Origin of the sequence: Pseudomonas fluorescens, assembly GCF_001708445.1 — a bacterium.
Lineage (GTDB): Bacteria > Pseudomonadota > Gammaproteobacteria > Pseudomonadales > Pseudomonadaceae > Aquipseudomonas > Aquipseudomonas gorinensis.
The window spans coordinates 4990493-5008480 of record NZ_CP015637.1 but is presented as its reverse complement, the minus strand read 5'-3'; the positions used below and the strand labels follow the sequence as shown (position 1 = coordinate 5008480).

At 61.1% G+C, this 17988-nt stretch carries 15 protein-coding genes; 9 read left to right on the top strand and 6 right to left on the bottom strand.

Features of this window, described 5'->3' with window-relative positions; all coding sequences use genetic code 11:
• Positions 1 to 19: 19 nt before the first annotated feature.
• Together A7317_RS22195 and A7317_RS22190 are read right to left on the bottom strand one after the other, a co-directional pair.
• The gene (locus A7317_RS22195) at positions 20 to 1216 is read right to left on the bottom strand and encodes an MFS transporter (protein ID WP_024076945.1); all 1197 of its coding nucleotides are present in this window, start codon (positions 1214 to 1216) and stop codon (positions 20 to 22) included.
• Positions 1217 to 1327: 111 nt separating this feature from the next.
• The gene (locus tag A7317_RS22190) at positions 1328 to 1972 is read right to left on the bottom strand and encodes an HD domain-containing protein (RefSeq protein WP_069076841.1); all 645 of its coding nucleotides are present in this window, start codon (positions 1970 to 1972) and stop codon (positions 1328 to 1330) included.
• Between the two features lie 112 nt (positions 1973 to 2084).
• Between A7317_RS22190 and A7317_RS22185 the strand changes: the two genes are divergently transcribed.
• The 5 genes from A7317_RS22185 (at position 2085) to araH (ending at position 7038) form a co-directional block, all read left to right on the top strand.
• Entirely contained in the window at positions 2085 to 2564 is a 480-nt protein-coding gene (locus tag A7317_RS22185) for a GNAT family N-acetyltransferase (RefSeq protein ID WP_041161286.1), read from the top strand.
• A gap of 148 nt (positions 2565 to 2712) precedes the next feature.
• Positions 2713 to 3534, top strand: a complete 822-nt coding sequence (locus A7317_RS22180; RefSeq protein WP_069076840.1) for an SDR family oxidoreductase — start codon at positions 2713 to 2715, stop codon at positions 3532 to 3534.
• 36 nt (positions 3535 to 3570) lie between these two features.
• Positions 3571 to 4557: a substrate-binding domain-containing protein gene (locus A7317_RS22175; RefSeq protein WP_024076941.1), complete on the top strand. Its 987-nt coding sequence runs from the start codon at positions 3571 to 3573 to the stop codon at positions 4555 to 4557.
• Positions 4554 to 6053, top strand: coding sequence for an L-arabinose ABC transporter ATP-binding protein AraG (gene araG / locus A7317_RS22170; protein ID WP_024076940.1), 1500 nt, complete (start codon positions 4554 to 4556; stop codon positions 6051 to 6053). Before A7317_RS22175 ends, araG begins: the two co-directional genes overlap by 4 nt.
• A gap of 19 nt (positions 6054 to 6072) precedes the next feature.
• Positions 6073 to 7038, top strand: coding sequence for an L-arabinose ABC transporter permease AraH (araH, locus tag A7317_RS22165; protein WP_024076939.1), 966 nt, complete (start codon positions 6073 to 6075; stop codon positions 7036 to 7038).
• A gap of 243 nt (positions 7039 to 7281) precedes the next feature.
• Here araH and A7317_RS22160 read toward each other — a convergent pair whose 3' ends face one another.
• Positions 7282 to 7716, bottom strand: a complete 435-nt coding sequence (locus A7317_RS22160) for a MarR family transcriptional regulator (RefSeq protein ID WP_024076743.1) — start codon at positions 7714 to 7716, stop codon at positions 7282 to 7284.
• A gap of 121 nt (positions 7717 to 7837) precedes the next feature.
• On the bottom strand, positions 7838 to 9964 hold the full coding sequence (recQ, locus tag A7317_RS22155) for a DNA helicase RecQ (protein WP_024076744.1): 2127 nt from the start codon (positions 9962 to 9964) through the stop codon (positions 7838 to 7840).
• Positions 9965 to 10238: 274 nt separating this feature from the next.
• Here recQ and A7317_RS22150 point away from each other — a divergent pair, with 274 nt between their 5' ends.
• From A7317_RS22150 to A7317_RS22140, 3 genes are all read left to right on the top strand, one after another.
• Positions 10239 to 10826 carry a YecA family protein gene (locus tag A7317_RS22150; RefSeq protein WP_024076745.1) on the top strand — a complete coding sequence of 196 codons (588 nt, stop codon included), beginning with the start codon at positions 10239 to 10241 and terminating at the stop codon, positions 10824 to 10826.
• Positions 10827 to 10846: 20 nt separating this feature from the next.
• Positions 10847 to 11230 (top strand): YbaN family protein, encoded by a 384-nt coding sequence (locus A7317_RS22145; protein WP_041160992.1) that lies wholly within the window; start codon positions 10847 to 10849, stop codon positions 11228 to 11230.
• A 148-nt stretch (positions 11231 to 11378) separates the two neighbouring features.
• Positions 11379 to 14849: a PAS domain-containing hybrid sensor histidine kinase/response regulator gene (locus A7317_RS22140; protein ID WP_069076839.1), complete on the top strand. Its 3471-nt coding sequence runs from the start codon at positions 11379 to 11381 to the stop codon at positions 14847 to 14849.
• A gap of 104 nt (positions 14850 to 14953) precedes the next feature.
• Here the strand turns inward: A7317_RS22140 and rmuC are convergent, their stop codons facing one another.
• Both rmuC and A7317_RS22130 read right to left on the bottom strand, forming a co-directional pair.
• Positions 14954 to 16318, bottom strand: coding sequence for a DNA recombination protein RmuC (rmuC, locus tag A7317_RS22135; protein ID WP_168233204.1), 1365 nt, complete (start codon positions 16316 to 16318; stop codon positions 14954 to 14956).
• 174 nt (positions 16319 to 16492) lie between these two features.
• Positions 16493 to 16816 carry a hypothetical protein gene (locus A7317_RS22130; RefSeq protein WP_024076749.1) on the bottom strand — a complete coding sequence of 108 codons (324 nt, stop codon included), beginning with the start codon at positions 16814 to 16816 and terminating at the stop codon, positions 16493 to 16495.
• Between the two features lie 458 nt (positions 16817 to 17274).
• Between A7317_RS22130 and A7317_RS22125 the strand changes: the two genes are divergently transcribed.
• Positions 17275 to 17580, top strand: coding sequence for a hypothetical protein (locus A7317_RS22125; RefSeq protein ID WP_069077446.1), 306 nt, complete (start codon positions 17275 to 17277; stop codon positions 17578 to 17580).
• Positions 17581 to 17988: the final 408 nt, after the last annotated feature.

Sequence of the window (17988 nt, the reverse complement as noted above, 5' to 3'; positions counted from 1 at the left end):
TCGGTGGCGACGAACGGTATCAGCTCACCTGTAAGATTTTATGTGCCGAGAGACGGCGCTCGATCAAGCGTGCAACGGTGATCAGCCAGTTCAGCGCGGCGATGATCAGTACGCCCAGCATCAGTGTCGACAGCCCGAATTCGACGATGATCTTGCCCGCCAGCCAGGGAAAGCCAAACACGCCGACAAAGTAGGCCAGGCTGAACAGCAGCAATGCCTGGGACGTTGTACCGGGCGGCGCTTCGTGGGCGACCAGCCCGTTGATGACGGAATACGTCAGGCCGTACCCCACTCCCAGCGTGGCCGCCGCCAGCAGATAGCTGAGGTTGCCGCTCACGCCAAAGGCGAACAGCGCGATCGAACCGAGCATGATCCCGGATAACACACAGGCAGCCCGATAGGCATCCAGCTTGACCACGAAGCCGGCGATCAACAGGCGGCTGGTGATCGCTGCACTCAGGAACCCCGCGAAGAACAGCGAGTAGTCCAACCCGTGCGCGGCGGCATAGCTGGTCTGGAACGATGAGAGCCCGCCAAACACGCAGCCACCCAGGCCGACCATGAGGATCGCGAACGCCGCCTTGGAAGACAGCACCCGGCGGCTGGCGGCCAGGGAAATCCGCGAAGCCGGGGCATTTTCCCGATGCTTGAGCGCGGCGCCCAATCGCCAGAAAACAAGAACCCCGGCGAGGCTGGCCAACCCGGCAATATAGAACGCGGTCGTCAGGGGCAGGTCCAGTGCCGCGGTGGCGCGTCCGAGCAAGGGGCCGGAGCCGATGCCACTCAACATGCTGCCCGACAGCAGCGCAAAGTACTTGGCGCGTTGGCTGGGTTCTACCAGCAAGGTCACGATGATCGGGCCCAGCGTATAGAAGACGCCCCAGCCCAATCCGAGGGCCAGCCCGAACAGCATCAAGCCCTGGCCAAACCCTGGCGTCAGGGCAAAACCCAGGCAGGCAAGTACCAGCAACACGCCCATCCCCGCGATGGCCCGTGCCGCTCCCCACGCATCGGCCAAGTGCCCGGAGAGCACCACCGCCACGAACGTGCTGAGCATCGCCGTGGAAATCACACTGCCCGCGTCGTGCTCGTTCCCACCGCGCGAATGAATCAGCAACGACAGCAAAAAGGTTGAACCGTAGGACAGCGACAATAGGAAGCTGGCAAGGCAAAACAGGGCGAACAATTTTCCGCCCACCGGTGAGGTGGAGTGCATGGGCAAGCCTTGGGGTCGTTGGAGTTATGGCCGATTTTTACCACGCACGCCCAGGCGGATTGTTCTGTGGTTGGTGGTGCTTGCGTTAGCCGGCAACGGAGTAAGGCCGGTTTACAGTGCGCCGATCTCCTCGATAAACGTCTCCATGAATCCCTTGAGCCGATGGTGGCGGGCCTGTGCCAGACGCTGGCCGGTCGGCGTTTGAAATCCGTCGGCCAACGACAATAATTTGGTCTGGAAATGATCCAGGCAAAAACGTTTGTCGTCGTACTCGCGGTGGCGTGCCGTGGGGTCGGCCGGGTCATACAAACCGCTGCCCATGCGCCCGGCGGTGTAGAACGTGCGGGCTACGCCGATCATGCCCAGGGAGTCGAGGCGATCGGCGTCCTGCGTGATCTTGGCCTCCAGGGTCCGAGGCTCCAAGCCAGCGGAAAAACTATGGGTGGCGATGGCGTGGGTCACGGCGTCGACCCTGGAGGCAGGCCAGCCGAGCAACTGCAACGTCTGCGCCGCCTTGTCGGCGGCCAACTGCGAGGCTTTCGAGCGCAACGGTGAGTTTTTCTCGACGGCCACGCAGTCGTGCAGCAATACCGCCGCCAGCAACACCTCCAGATCACCGCCTTCCTGCGCCTGGATCAAGCGTGCGTTGTGCCATACGCGCTGCAGGTGCGACAGATCGTGGGCGCCATCTTCCGAAGGCCCGAGGGCATGGGGCAGTAAGGTGGCGGCGAGGTCGGGCAGGGGCGCGAAGGGCATGGGGCTTCTCATCAGGCGGTGGGCCAACAGGGTAGTCGCGATTGAAATTGCACTGCAATCGGTCATGAAACCGTCTTAGTATGTGGCCTTTGAATTTGCCCAAGGTTCGCCCATGACCATTGAGATTCGCCCCGCCGTGCCCAGCGATGCTGCACAGATCCTGACGTTTATCACCGAGCTTGCCGAGTATGAAAAGGCCCGGCATGAAGTGATTGCCAGTGTGGTGGATATCGAGCGCAGCCTGTTCAGCGAGGGCGCTACTGCCCATGGCCTGATCTGCTCGCGGGACGGCTTGCCAATCGGATTCGCGGTGTTCTTTTTCAGCTATTCCACCTGGTTGGGCAGCAATTGCCTGTACCTCGAAGACCTCTACATCAACCCGGAGCAGCGCGGCGGCGGGGCGGGCAAGAAGTTGCTGCGCCACCTGGCGAAGATCGCCTGCGACAACGGGTGCGGGCGCTTTGAGTGGAGCGTGCTGGATTGGAACGAGCCGGCGATTGCCTTCTATAAGTCCATCGGGGCCCAGCCGCAGGAGGAGTGGGTGCGCTATCGGATGGAAGGTGATGCCCTGAGGGATTTCGCCCAGGGCTGATACCCCTCGTAAACCGGCGAGCAAGGCCGGTTTTTTTATATCTATGCTCACTATGTGGGATGCAAATTTATATATTGAGATATTTCGGCTTTCGGGTTTATAGTCGGCGGCATCAGCACTCACTACCAAAAATAAAACAGGTGAAGCGATGCAGGCACAACCGTTGTCACTCCCCGCCGTACCCGAGCCGACTTACGGCGATCGGCTGAAAAACAAGGTGGTGATCGTCACTGGCGCCGCCCAAGGCATTGGCGAGGCGATCGTTGCCTGTTTCCAGGCCCAGCAGGCGCGCCTGGTGATCGCGGATATCCAGGGCGCAAAGGTCGAGGCTGTCGCTGCCCATTGGCGTGAACGCGGCGCCGAAATCCATGCACAGCCCGTCGACATCACGTCCAAGGAGCAATGGCAGGCGTTGGTCAATGTGGCCATCGAGCGCTTTGGCCGCGTGGATGTGCTGGTCAATTGTGCCGGGGTCAATGTGTTCCGCGACCCTCTGGAAATGACCGACGAAGACTGGCGTCGCTGCTTTGCCATCGACCTCGACGGCGCGTGGTACGGCTGCCGTGCAGTGTTGCCGCACATGATCGAGCAGGGCATCGGCAACATCATCAACATCGCTTCCACCCATTCCAGCCACATCATTCCCGGCTGCTTTCCCTATCCCGTCGCCAAGCACGGCCTGCTCGGCCTGACCCGCGCCCTCGGTATCGAGTACGCGCCCAAGGGCATCCGCGTGAATGCCATCGCGCCGGGCTATATCGAGACCCAGCTCAACGTCGACTACTGGAACGGCTTCCCCGACCCGCATGCCGAGCGCCAGCGCGCGTTCGACCTGCACCCGCCCAAGCGTATCGGCCAGCCCATCGAGGTGGCCATGAGCGCGCTGTTCCTGGCCACTGACGAGGCGCCTTTTATCAACGCCACCTGCCTGATGATCGATGGTGGGCGCTCCGTGATGTACCACGACTAGACGTCGCCGCCCCAATAACAACAAGAGGTGCCATTCATGAAAAAAGGAATACGCGTTCTCGCCGCCGCTATTGCGTTAAGCGGCTTCAGCGCATTGGCCTGTGCCGAAGAAGTGAAGATCGGCTTCCTGGTCAAACAGGCGGAGGAACCCTGGTTCCAGACCGAATGGGCCTTTGCCGAAAAGGCCGGCAAGGACCAGGGCTTTACCGTGATCAAGATCGCCGTGCCGGACGGTGAGAAAACCCTCTCGGCCATCGACACCCTGGCCGCCAATGGCGCCAAGGGCTTTGTCATCTGCCCGCCGGATGTGTCCCTGGGCCCGGCAATCATGGCCAAGGCCAAGCTCAATAACCTGAAAGTGCTGGCGGTGGACGACCGCTTTGTCGACGCCAAGGGCAAGCCCATGGAAGACGTGCCCTACGTCGGCCTGGACGCCTACAAGATCGGCCAGAAACAGGGCGAAGCCATGGCTGCGCAAGCCAAGCAGCGCAACTGGGACTGGAAGGACACTTACGCGGTCATCAACACCTTTGACGAGTTGGAAACCGGCAAGAAACGCACCGACGGCTCGGTGGAGGGCCTCAAGGCCGCCGGGTTGCCGGCCGACCATATCCTGTTCAGCGCACAGAAAACCCTCGACGTCCCCGGTAGCATGGATTCCACCAACTCCGCCTTGGTCAAACTGCCCCGTGGCGCGAAAAACCTGATCATCGGCGGTATGAACGACAGCACCGTGCTCGGTGGCGTGCGCGCCACCGAAAGCGCCGGCTTCAAGGCGGCGAACGTGATCGGCGTGGGCATCAACGGCACCGACGCCATCGAAGAACTGAAAAAATCCGACACCGGTTTCTACGGCTCGATGCTGTTGAGCCCGGATGCCTCCGGCTATAAAACGGCCACGGCGATGTTCGAGTGGGTAACCAAAGGGACTGAGCCGGCCAAGTTTACCGCCCTGGATAACGTGACGCTGATCACCCGCGCCAACTTCAAGGCTGAACTGAGCAAAATAGGGTTGTGGAAATGAACGGGGCGGCTCTGCGGTTCGACGGCATCGGCAAGGAATTTCCCGGGGTCAAGGCGCTGGCGCAGATCAGCTTTGAAGCGCGTCCGCACCAGGTGCATGCGCTGATGGGGGAGAACGGTGCCGGTAAGTCGACCCTGCTTAAAATCCTCGGGGGGGCCTATATTCCCAGCAGCGGCACGGTGCATATCGGCGAGCAGGCCATGGATTTCAAATGCGCCGCCGACAGCATCGCCAGCGGCGTCGCGGTGATTCACCAGGAACTGCACCTGGTACCGGAAATGACTGTCGCGGAAAACCTGTTCCTCGGGCATTTGCCGTCGCGCTTCGGCGTGGTCAATCGTAGCCTGCTGCGCAAGCAGGCCCTGGCCTGCCTCAAGGGCCTGGCCGATGAAATCGACCCCGAGGAGAAGCTCGGGCGCCTGTCCCTGGGCCAGCGCCAACTGGTGGAGATCGCCAAGGCCCTGTCCCGCGGCGCCCATGTGATTGCGTTCGACGAGCCCACCAGCAGCTTGTCCGCCCGGGAAATCGACCGCTTGATGACCATCATCGGACGCCTGAGGGACGAGGGCAAAGTGGTGCTCTATGTGTCCCACCGCATGGAAGAGGTATTCCGCATCTGCAACGCGGTGACGGTGTTCAAGGACGGCCGCTACGTGCGCACCTTCGACGACATGAGTGCGCTGACCCACGACCAACTGGTGACGTGCATGGTCGGTCGCGATATCCAGGACATCTACGACTATCGCCCGCGTGAGCGCGGTGATGTGGCGCTGAAGGTCGACGGCCTGCTCGGCCCTGGCCTGCGCGAACCGGTGAGTTTCGCGGCGCACAAGGGCGAGATCCTCGGCCTGTTCGGGCTGGTCGGCGCCGGGCGGACCGAGCTGTTGCGCCTGCTCAGCGGGCTGGAACGCAGCAGCGCCGGGCAGTTGCAATTGTGCGGTGAACCGCTGCAACTGCGTTCACCGCGCGATGCAATCGCCGGCGGCGTGTTGCTGTGCCCTGAAGACCGTAAGAAGGAAGGCATTATTCCGCTGTCCAGCGTCGCGGAGAACATCAACATCAGCGCCCGTGGTGCCCACGCATCGTTCGGCTGGTTGTTGCGTGACGAGTGGGAAACCGGCAACGCCGACCACCAGATCAAGGCGATGAAGGTCAAGACGCCGAACGCCGAGCAGAAAATCATGTTCCTCTCGGGCGGCAATCAGCAAAAGGCCATTCTGGGTCGCTGGCTGTCGATGCCGATGAAGGTCCTGCTGCTGGACGAACCGACGCGCGGCATCGATATCGGCGCCAAGTCGGAGATCTACCAGATCATCCATAACCTGGCGGCCAGCGGTATTGCGGTGATCGTGGTGTCCAGCGACCTGATGGAAGTAATGGGCATCTCCGACCGCATCCTGGTGATGAGCGAAGGCGCCCTCACTGGCGAATTGACCCGCGATCAAGCGGATGAAGCACGGCTGCTGCAACTGGCTCTCCCGCGTTCGCGGGCTTGAAGAATAAGAGGGTTTGGGTATGTCTCAGGTAAAAACTGCAAAGGGCTTCTGGCCGGGTTTCAACCAGCGCAAGTTTCTCGATGATTGGGTCATGCTGTTGGCAGCCCTGAGCATCTTTGTGCTCAGCGCACTGTTCATCGACAACTTCCTTTCGCCGCTGAATATGCGCGGTCTGGGCCTGGCGATTTCCACCGTGGGTATTGCGGCGTGCACCATGCTGTTTTGCCTGGCCTCGGGGCACTTCGACTTATCGGTGGGCTCGGTGATCGCTTGCGCCGGCGTGGTGGCGGGGATCGTGATCCGCGACACCGACAGCGTGGTGCTCGGCGTGTCCGCGGCGTTGGCCATGGGCCTGGTGGTGGGGCTGATCAACGGCATCGTGATCGCCAAGCTGCGCATCAATGCATTGATCGCGACCTTGGCGACCATGCAGATCGTGCGCGGCCTGGCCTATATCTTCTCGAACGGCAAGGCCGTGGGGGTGATGGACGAGCGCTTCTTCGTGTTCGGCAACGGCCAATTGCTGGGCGTGCCGGTGCCGATCATTATCACCGTGCTGTGCTTTGTGTTCTTCGGCTGGCTGCTCAACTACACCACCTATGGGCGCAACACCATGGCCATTGGCGGTAACCAGGAAGCGGCGTTGCTCGCCGGGGTCAACGTCGACCGCACCAAGATCATCATCTTTGCCGTTCACGGCTTGATCGGCGCGTTGGCTGGGGTGATCCTCGCCTCGCGCATGACCTCGGGCCAGCCGATGATCGGCCAGGGCTTCGAGCTGACGGTGATTTCGGCGTGTGTGCTGGGTGGGGTGTCGTTGAGTGGTGGCATCGGCATGATTCGCCACGTGATTGCCGGGGTGTTGATCCTGGCGATCATCGAGAATGCGATGAACCTGAAGAATATCGATACCTTCTACCAGTATGTGATCCGCGGTTCGATCCTGTTGCTGGCGGTCATCATCGACCGCATGAAGCAGCGCTAGACCGAATACCTCAGGCCCCCTGTGGGAGGGGGCTTGCCCTAATGCCGTTCAGTTAAGCGTACATCGCCTTCTTGTAGGAGCGAGCTTGCTCGCGAAAAACGTCAACGATCACGCGTGTTTCCTGAATCAACGCGGCGCCTGTGAGTTCTTCGCGAGCAAGCTCGCTCCTACAAAAAAGCCTTAACTGGTGTTGTGGCGAGGGTACACACTCACTCGCCACAACACGCCCTGGATCCAGCCGTGTCAGGACTTTTCCAGATTCGCCAGGATATGCCCATGCACGCGCATGCACACGCGCATATCTTCTTCATCCACGCCCACGAACAGTTCATGGCGCAAGGCAGTGGCAATGGTCTCGATCTGCTCGATCAAGGGGCGGGCGCTATCGCATAGCAGAATACGCTTGGCACGGCGGTCTTCCACCACGGCCTGGCGCTGCACCAGGCCCTGGCCTTCCAGGCTATCGAGCAAACGTGCCAGGGTCGGGCCTTCCACGCCGACGCTTTGCGCCAACTCGCGTTGCGTCGGTGCTTCTTCGAAACGAGCCAGGTGCAACAGCACCAGCCAGCGCGCCTGGGACAAGCCCAGCCCGGCCAGACGGCGGTCCAGCTCGGCGCGCCAACCTCGGGACATTTGCGCCAACTGCATGCCAAAACGGTGTTGATCGGTTAACGGCATAAAAAACTCATGGGTTAGACTGAAAATAAAGTATGGCTAATTATTAGTCAGCTAAGCATGAGCCATGTCAGTAGGCAAGGTCTGCTATGTACTGATTCGTTACATTGTCGTAATTGGCACACTAAATTTCGAATTCCGACTGCAATGCCGCCCGAACACAGTACAAAACACCCTCAGGCACACGCCCGGTAAACAGCGGCGCAATCTCCGAAACGGCTGGCAATTCGCCTTCTCCATCGAGGAAGGCGTCTTGGATTTCGCCGAGCAAATCTTCCGGCAAATCAAGGGCCTGCTCCAGGGACAGCTGTTGCTTGCCGATGGATTCAGCCAACAGGGTGTAGACGTTTTTCTCCGAACATTGCAGTTGGCCGGCGATCTGAATCGGGGTCATGCCGGCGCGTGCCAGGCTGATCAATTCATGGCGAATATCGGCGACTTCCTTCGGCGCCTCGGCCTGGCCGCCGAGCACTTCGAGGAAGGCTTGGCCATAACGCTCCAGCTTGCGCGCACCCACGCCGCTGACCCGGGCCATCTCGGCCAGGGTGGTGGGTTGCTCGCGCAGCATCTCCAACAGGGTCGAGTCGGGGAAGATGACGTAAGGCGGCACGCTGTGTTCCTGTGCCAGTTTGCGCCGCAGGGTGCGCAAGGCTTCCCACTGCTCGCGTTCTTCGCCACGCACCAGTTGGCTGGCCTGGCTGGTGCTGCTCTTGGCGGTGGTTTGCGGCTTGAGGTCGCGACGCAGTTCCAGGCTCACTTCGCCCTTGAGCAGCGGCCGGCAACTGTCGTTCAGGCGCAGGCCGCCGTAGCCCTCGATGTCGATATCAACCAGGCCGCGCGCGACCATCTGTCGGAACAGTGAACGCCACTCGCCTTCGGCCCGTGCCTTGCCGACGCCATAGACCGAGAGTTTTTCGTGACCGAAGCTGCGCACTTTTTCGTTGTCTTTGCCCAGCAATACGTCCACCAGATGGCCCACGCCATAACGCTGGCCAGTACGGTAGATCGCTGACAACCCCTGGCGTGCCGGTTCGGTGGCGTCCCAGGTCTGTACGCCGTCGACGCAATTGTCACAGTGACCGCACGGCTCGGGCATGTCTTCGTCGAAGTACGCCAACAGGGTCTGGCGGCGGCAGCGCGTCTCTTCGCACAGCGACAACATGGCGTCGAGCTTGTGCTGTTCCAGGCGCTTGTGGCGTTCGTCACCCTCGGAGTTCTGCAGCATCTGCTTGAGCATCACCACGTCTTGCAGGCCGTAGACCATCCAGGCATCCGCTGGCAGCCCGTCACGGCCGGCACGCCCGGTTTCCTGGTAGTAAGCCTCGAGGGACTTGGGCAGGTCCATATGCGCCACGAAGCGCACGTTGGACTTGTCGATCCCCATGCCGAAGGCGATGGTTGCCACCATGATCAGGCCTTCCTCGTTGAGGAAGCGTTTCTGGTGGGCGGAGCGCGTTTCATTGGGCAGGCCGGCGTGGTACGGCAGCGCCGGGTAACCCTGCTCGCACAGGAAGGCGGCCACTTCATCGACTTTCTTGCGCGACAGGCAATAGACAATGCCCGCATCGCTGCGCCGCTCGGACAGGAACGCCAGCAACTGCTTGCGTGGCTGCTCCTTGGGCACGATGCGGTAGAAAATATTCGGTCGGTCGAAGCTCGACAGGAAGCGCTCGGCATTCTGTAAATGCAGGCGCTCGACAATCTCTTCGCGGGTGCGCTTGTCGGCGGTGGCGGTCAGCGCGATGCGCGGGACGTCGGGGAACAACTCTGCCAACTGGCCCAATTGCAGGTATTCGCGACGGAAATCGTGCCCCCATTGCGAAACGCAGTGGGCTTCGTCGATGGCGAACAGGGCGATTTCCAGGCTTTGCAGGAAGGCCAGCATGCGTGGCTGCACCAGGCGCTCTGGGGCGAGGTAGAGCATTTTCACTTCGCCGCGCTTGATGCGCGCGGCCAGGTCGCGCTGCTGTTCGGCGCTGAGGGTGGAGTTCAATGACGCGGCCGCCACACCGAGTTCCTCCAGGGTCGCCACCTGGTCGTCCATCAACGCAATCAACGGCGACACCACCACGGCCAGGCCGTTACGCAGCAAGGCGGGCACCTGGAAACACAACGACTTGCCGCCGCCGGTAGGCATCAGGACCAGGGCATCACCGCCACTGGCCACGCGCTCAATGATCGCACCCTGGCGGCCACGAAAACTGTCGTAGCCGAAGATGTCCTTGAGGACGCGTTGAGCCTGCTCGAGCATGTAAAACTCCAAAAAAGTGCCGAAACCCTCAGTACAGGCTGGCCGAAAAAACGCGGCTTCACGGAAAATAATCCGTAAACGAAGTTTTCTCGGCCTGGTGCCTGGCCTGCGGGGCATCACAAAACGCGGCAGTATACCCGAGGGTCATCCGGCAAAGGGCGCGACTGACGAATAGACGTCCGTCTCTAAAACCTGGCAAATATGCAGTGCGGCTGGCCTGGGCGCTCAAGAAAGCCTAGAATTCAGCATCGTTTATTCCCAAGGTAGTCCTTCAATGTCCTTCGCTGAGCAACTAACCCGCCTGCAAGCCTTCCTCGACGCCGATGAGCTGCATGACGAGGCGCTGGACTATGTGGCCGCCCACGGCTACCTGACCGCCTTGTCGATCTCCTCCGACATCGTGCCGGACCGTGAGTGGATCGACGCCTTGTTCGCCGAAGAGCCGCACTACGCCGACGCCGCCCAGCGTGAAGAAATCGAAGCCACCCTGGTGGCCCTGAAGGCCCACATCGGTCGCCAACTGGCCTCCGATGAAGAGTTCGAACTGCCGTGTGACCTCGACCTGGGCGAAGAGCCGGACGACTCCGACCTGCGCGGCTGGTGCATCGGCTTCATGGAAGGCGTATTCCTGCGTGAAGCCGCCTGGTTCGAAACCGCCGAGGAAGAAGTCAGCGAAATGCTGCTGCCCATCATGGTCGGTTCGGGCCTGTTCGACGACCAGCCGGAGTTCTCCGACATCGCCGCCGACGCCAACCTGATGGACGACATGATCGTACAGATTCCGGAAGCGCTCACCGCCCTGTACCTGCTGTGCAACGCCCCTGACGAAAAACCGGCGATCCTCAAGCCACGCCACCACTGAGTCGTTTGCCCGTGACACCCATGGGCAACCGCTCGTTGCTCCTGCGCTACGTGCTGCTGGCCATCGGCTGGTTGAGCGTAGCGCTGGGGGTCATCGGTATTTTCCTGCCGGTCTTGCCGACCACGCCCTTTCTCCTGCTCGCCGCCGCCTGCTTCGCACGCAGCTCCCCGCGTTTCTACCGCTGGCTGGTGGAGCACCCGCGCCTGGGCCCTTGGATTCGCGACTATCTCGACGGCAATGGCATCCCGCTCAAGGGCAAGGTCTACGCCATCGGCCTGATGTGGTTGAGCATCGGTTTCTCCTGCTACCTGGTCCCCCTGCCCTGGGCTCGCGGCTTCATGCTGACCAGCGCCGTGCTGGTGACGATCTACATCCTGCGCCAGAAAACCCTGCCACCGAGGTAAGTGCGCGCCTTGTACCAGCAGCCAATATCAGCGGGCATGCGACATAAGATCCCACACGACCTTGGTCGACACTGACTAACCCCATGCATCATGCGAGACTGTCCAACCGGGCCCGGAATGCCTGGGTGTTCTTCTGTCCGGAGTTACCATGACGCTGTCCAGCGGGCTGATCGCCGCCGTTGCCCTGGCCTATATGGCCATTATGTTTGCCATCGCTTTTTACGGTGACCGCCGCCACGCGCCGCTGCCACCGCGTATGCGCGCGTGGGTCTATAGCCTGTCGCTGGCCGTGTATTGCACCAGTTGGACGTTCTTCGGCGCCGTAGGCCAGGCCGCCGAACAACTGTGGGCATTTTTACCGATCTACCTGGGGCCGGTGCTATTGCTTGTGTTTGCACCGTGGGTCCTGCAAAAGATGGTGCTGATCAGCAAGCAGGAAAACATCACCTCCATCGCCGACTTTATCGCCGCTCGCTATGGCAAATCCCAATCGCTGGCCGTGGTGGTCGCGCTGATCTGCCTGGTGGGCGTACTGCCCTATATCGCCCTGCAGCTCAAAGGCATTGTGCTGGGCGTGAACCTGCTGATCGGTTCGGGCGCCGACACCACCGGCACCCGCGCCCAGGACACCGCGTTGATCGTGTCACTGGTGCTCGCGCTGTTCACTATCGTATTCGGTACCCGCAACCTCGACGCCACCGAACACCACCGCGGCATGGTGCTGGCGATTGCCTTTGAGTCGTTGGTCAAGCTGTTCGCGTTTCTCGCCGTCGGCGCGTTTGTCACCTACGGCCTGTACGACGGTTTCGGCGACCTGTTCAGCCAGGCGATGCTCGCGCCCCGCCTGGAGGAATACTGGAAAGAAACCGTCAACTGGCCTTCGATGGTGGTGCAGACCGGCGTGGCCATGATGGCCATCATCTGCCTGCCGCGGCAGTTTCACGTCACCGTGGTGGAAAACATCGACCCTCAGGATCTACGCCTGGCCAAATGGGTATTCCCCGCCTACCTGATCCTTGCCGCGCTGTTTGTCGTGCCGATTGCCCTGGGCGGCAAAATGCTCCTGCCCGGTTCGGTGCTGCCCGACTCTTATGTGATCAGCCTGCCCTTGGCCGAAGCCCATCCGGCCCTTGCCGTACTCGCCTTTATCGGCGGTGCATCGGCCGCCACCGGCATGGTGATTGTCGCCAGCATCGCGTTGTCGACCATGGTCTCCAACGACATGCTGCTGCCCTGGTTATTGCGCCGCTCCAGTGCCGAGCGCCCTTTCGAAGTGTTCCGCCACTGGATGCTGTCGGTACGTCGGGTCAGCATTGTGATCATTCTGTTGCTGGCCTACGTCAGCTATCGCCTGCTCGGCTCCACGGCGAGCCTGGCGACCATCGGCCAGATCGCCTTCGCCGCCGTGACCCAACTGGCACCCGCCATGCTTGGCGCACTATATTGGAAGCAGGCCAACCGGCGGGGGGTGTTTGCCGGCTTGGCGGCCGGTACGTTCCTGTGGTTCTACACCTTGGTCCTACCGGTTACAGCGAAAAGTCTCGGCTGGTCCTTCAGCCTATTCCCTGGCTTGACCTGGCTGCATTCGCACCCACTGGGCTTCTCGGTCACGTCGCTGACCCTGGGCACCGTGTTCTCCCTGGCGGGTAATTTCACCTTGTTCGTCTGGGTTTCGATGCTGTCGCGTACACGCGTCTCCGAGCACTGGCAGGCCGGGCGCTTCATCGGCCAGGAAACCAGCCAGCGCGCCAGCGCCCGCTCGATGCTGTCGGTACAGATCAGCGACCTGCTCAGCCTCGCGGCACGCTTTGTCGGCGAGGAACGCGCCCAGCAGAGTTTTATCCGCTTTGCCTATCGCCAAGGCAAGGGCTTCAACCCCAACCAGAATGCCGACAACGATTGGATCGCGCACACCGAGCGTCTGTTGGCCGGTGTACTCGGTGCGTCTTCGACACGTGCGGTGGTGAAAGCGGCCATTGAAGGCCGGGAAATGCAGCTGGAAGACGTCGTGCGGATCGCCGACGAAGCCTCCGAGGTGTTGCAGTTCAACCGGGCCTTGCTGCAAGGCGCGATCGAAAACATCACCCAAGGCATCAGCGTGGTAGACCAGTCACTCAAGCTGGTGGCCTGGAACCGCCGTTACCTGGAACTGTTCAACTACCCCGAAGGCTTGATCAGCGTCGGCCGACCGATTGCCGACATCATTCGCTACAACGCCGAACGCGGCCTGTGCGGGCCAGGTGAAGCCGAGGTCCACGTGGCCCGCCGCCTGCACTGGATGCGCCAGGGCCGCGCGCACACCTCAGAGCGCCTGTTCCCGAATGGGCGAGTGATCGAGTTGATCGGCAACCCGATGCCGGGCGGCGGCTTTGTCATGAGCTTCACCGACATCACCGCGTTCCGCGAAGCCGAGCAGGCATTGACCGAGGCCAATGAGGGCCTGGAGCGGCGGGTCACCGAGCGCACCCATGAGCTGTCGCAACTCAATGTGGCACTGACCGATGCCAAGGGCGCGGCCGAGTCCGCCAGCCAGTCGAAGACCCGCTTCCTGGCGGCTGTCAGCCATGACCTGATGCAACCGTTGAATGCCGCACGCCTGTTCTCAGCCGCCCTTTCCCACCAGAACGACGGCCTGTCGAACGAAGCCCGGCAACTGGTGCAGCACCTGGACAGTTCGCTGCGTTCGGCCGAAGACCTGATCAGCGACCTGTTGGATATTTCGCGCTTGGAAAACGGCAAGATCAATCCGCAGCGCCAACCCTTTGTGCTCAACGAGCTGTTCGACACACTGGGCGCCGAATTCAAGGCGTTGGCGCAGGAACAAGGCTTGCGCTTCCGCCTGCGCGGCAGTCGCTTGCGGGTCGACAGTGATATCAAGTTGCTGCGCAGGATCCTGCAGAATTTCCTCACCAATGCCTTCCGTTATGCCGACGGCCCGGTGCTGCTGGGCGTACGTCGACGCCAGGGCGAACTGTGCCTGGAAGTCTGGGACCGCGGCCCTGGCATCCCGCTGGATAAACAGCAGGTGATCTTCGAAGAATTCAAGCGCCTGGACAGCCACCAGACCCGCGCGGAAAAAGGCCTGGGCCTGGGCCTGGCGATCGCTGACGGACTGTGCCGCGTGCTGGGCCATCGCCTCAGCGTGCGCTCATGGCCGGGCAAGGGCAGCGTGTTCAGTGTGCGCGTGCCACTGGCGCGCATCCAGACCAGCCCGCAGGTCAAGGTGCCGCAGGAAAGTGGCCTGCCATTGAGCGGCGCGCAAGTGCTGTGCGTGGATAACGAAGAAAGCATCCTGATCGGCATGCGCAGCCTGCTGACCCGCTGGGGCTGTGAGGTCTGGACCGCCACCGACCAGGCGCAATGCGCGGCGCTCCTGGCCGAGGGCGTACGCCCGCAACTGGCGTTGGTGGATTACCACCTGGACCACGGCGAAACCGGCACCGAGCTGATGGGCTGGCTACGGGCGCAGTTGGCGGAACCGATTCCCGGTGTGGTCATCAGCGCCGACGGCCGCCCGGAAATGGTGGCCGAGGTGCATGCAGCGGGGCTGGATTACTTGGCCAAGCCGGTGAAGCCGGCGGCGTTGCGGGCGTTGCTGAGTCGGCATTTGCCGCTTTAAAAATGTGGCGGGGGCTTGCTCCCGATAGCGGAGCCTCAGTCACACCCTCCGTGCCTGATCCCACGCCATCGGGAGCAAGCCCCCTCCCACATTTCGGATGACGTTTATTCGGGAAGGTGCGCTACGCCGTCGGAGTCGGTCATCGCGCGCTCCAGCAAATCCGCCGGCAGGCTTTTGCTGGCGCGGGCACCGAGCAATCTTAACTGCTCGGTGCGACTGACCAGATTGCCGCGCCCATCTGTCAGCTTGTTGCGCGCCGCACTGTAAGCCTTATCCAACTGCTGCAACCGACTCCCCACTTCGTCCAGGTCCTGGATGAACAGTACGAACTTGTCGTAAAGCCAGCCGGCACGCTCGGCGATTTCCCGCGCGTTCTGGCTCTGGCGCTCCTGCTTCCACAGGCTGTCGATCACCCGCAGGGTGGCGAGCAAGGTGGTGGGGCTGACGATGACAATATGGCGGTCGAATGCCTCCTGGAACAGGTTCGGCTCGGCCTGCAATGCCGCTGAAAACGCCGCTTCGATCGGCACGAACAGCAAGACGAAATCCAGGCTGTGCAAGCCTTCCAGGCGTTTGTAATCCTTGCCGGCCAAGCCCTTGACGTGATTGCGCAGGGACAGCACATGCTGCTTCAACGCCGCCTGGCCAATCACCTCGTCATCCGCCGCCACGTATTGTTGATAGGCCGTCAGGCTGACCTTGGAGTCCACCACCACCTGCTTATCGCCGGGCAACATGATCAGCACGTCCGGCTGGAAGCGCTCGCCGTCCGGGCCCTTGAGGCTGACCTGGGTCTGGTACTCGCGGCCCTTCTCCAGGCCGGCATGCTCCAGCACGCGCTCAAGGATCAGCTCACCCCAGTTACCCTGGGTTTTCTGGCCCTTGAGGGCGCGGGTCAGGTTTGTCGCTTCGTCCGACAGACGCAGGTTCAGTTGTTGCAGGCGCTCAAGCTCCTTGGCCAGGGAAAAGCGTTCGCGGGCCTCGTTCTGATAGCTTTCTTCGACGCGTTTTTCGAAGGACTGGATGCGCTCCTTGAGTGGATCGAGCAACTGGCCCAGACGTTCCTGGCTGGTTTCGGCAAAGCGCTGCTCGCGCTCGTCGAAGATCTTGCCGGCCAGTTCGGCGAACTGCGCGCGCAGCTCATCTCGCGAACCCTGTAGATCAGCGAGGCGCTGCTGATGGCTGTCCTGCTGCTCGCGCAGTTCGGCGCGCAGGGCAGCCGACAAAGCGTCGAGACGGCGCAGTTCGGTTTCCTTGGCGCTGCGGTCGAGGTTCCAGGCGTGGGCGGCGTCACGGGCGTTGTCGCGATCGATCTGCAACAACTCGACTTCGCGGCGCACGGCAGCCAGGTCAGCTTGCTTGGCGGCATTGGCTTGGCTCAGGTCGCTGATCTCGTCGCGGCTGGCATCCAGTTGAGCCGCGAGGCCTTCCTGGGCCAGTTGCGCGGTGGCCAGGCGCTCTTCGAGCAATTCCCAACCGGCCATGCGCGCGACCAACCGCCGCTGGAGCTGCCAGCACACGGCCAATAGCGGCACTGCGGCCCCCGCGAGGCCCAGGGCAATACTGGTCCAGTCAAAAGCCATAGCCATTCCTGTCATTACCGAAAAGAGGAAGGTTAACCAAGCGCAGGGCCGGAAGACAGCTCAGTCTTTGAGCTGACCCAATTCGCGTTGGGCGCGCCGGTCACCGGCACGCGCAGCCAGGCGCAAGAGGTCATGGCCGATACGGCGGTCACGGGCGCTGCCGCATTCGCGACACATCAGTTGGCCCAGACGGCTTTGCGCAACCACCACGCCATCTCGCGCAGGTTGTTTCAGCAGACGTCCGGCAAAATGCTTGACGTTAGTGCTGTGCCCCAGGCGTGGGCTATCGAGCAGCCACAAGGCGACCTTCAAGGAAAAACGCTTGGGTGCGGTAACAGTCGGGGGCGTGCTGGTAACAGAAGGTGATACTGAGCGAAACTTCATAAAGCACTGTGGGACAAACCGGAGGGCGCGCCACTCTACTCTTTTTTTCGTACACGTAAAGCTGAAAAAACTCTGCACGCCCGTGCTAGAGCAAGCGCTCGGGACAATCCACAGAAGCTGTGGATAACTCAGTGGACAACCCATCTTTAACTCGCGCAAAGGCCCATGGAACGGGGGCCGCAGTCAAACTGACGATTTTTTCACCAATAAAAAAAAGCGATATTTTTCATTGACTTAAATTTTCATCCCAGGCAAATGGCGGCGCAGCAAGACACTTGACAGCCAGGTTACACATCACGCAACCAATGTGTACAAGTACACATCCATTGGTTATATCGCCTGTTTTTTTGATTCGATCTCGCCCAGAACTGTTACCGCTGCGACAACCCAAGGGACTTTTCAAAATCATCCGCGGTCGCCACACTCCCCACACCTAAAGCGCAGCCGTGTACGAACCGATGAAAGGAATTCTGTTGTTCGCCTTACTGTTACTGACCATTTGCGCGACGTCGCTTGGGATCAACGCAGCGCTGCCCTCCCCGGATGGCGCACTGTTTGCCATCGCGATCCTGTTGTCGGCGGCGTTTACGGCAGTGAGTCTGTGCATCGAATTGGGTGAAGGCCGGATCAACGATATGCGCGATGTGATGAAGGTGGTGGAAACCGGCAAGTCCCTGCGCCTGACGCTGGCCACCTATGGCCTGGGATGCTCGCTGGCCGCCGCGGTTACCGTGCTGGTATATCGCGGGCTGCTGGGCGGCTGATTAAAGTTTTTTCGCTAGCACACTTCCTTTCCCTGTTTCAATCCGTTACTATCCGCGGCGTTAGTACCAAGCTGAAAGTCAATTCTGGTCGAACAACTCCCCTGTACAACACGGGATCGACCACCTCGATGGTTTCCAGGTATTCCTTGCGACGACACGGCCTTTGAACAAGCAAAGGGTGTCGCGAAGACTCAATACTCTGACCGAACCAGCCTGCAAATTGATCAGGATCTTCACCCTGGGCCCAGAACCTTTGCCCCTGTTGTGTTGCCTGCCCTCCTAAGTACCTACCTGCCAGCCCAAGCGCGCCTAACTTATTAGCGCTTCAAACTGGCTGCTTTGTTCCAGTCGGGTTCTTCGTTCGATCAATGGTGATCAACGTCACTGGAACGTTTTAACGTTGCACGG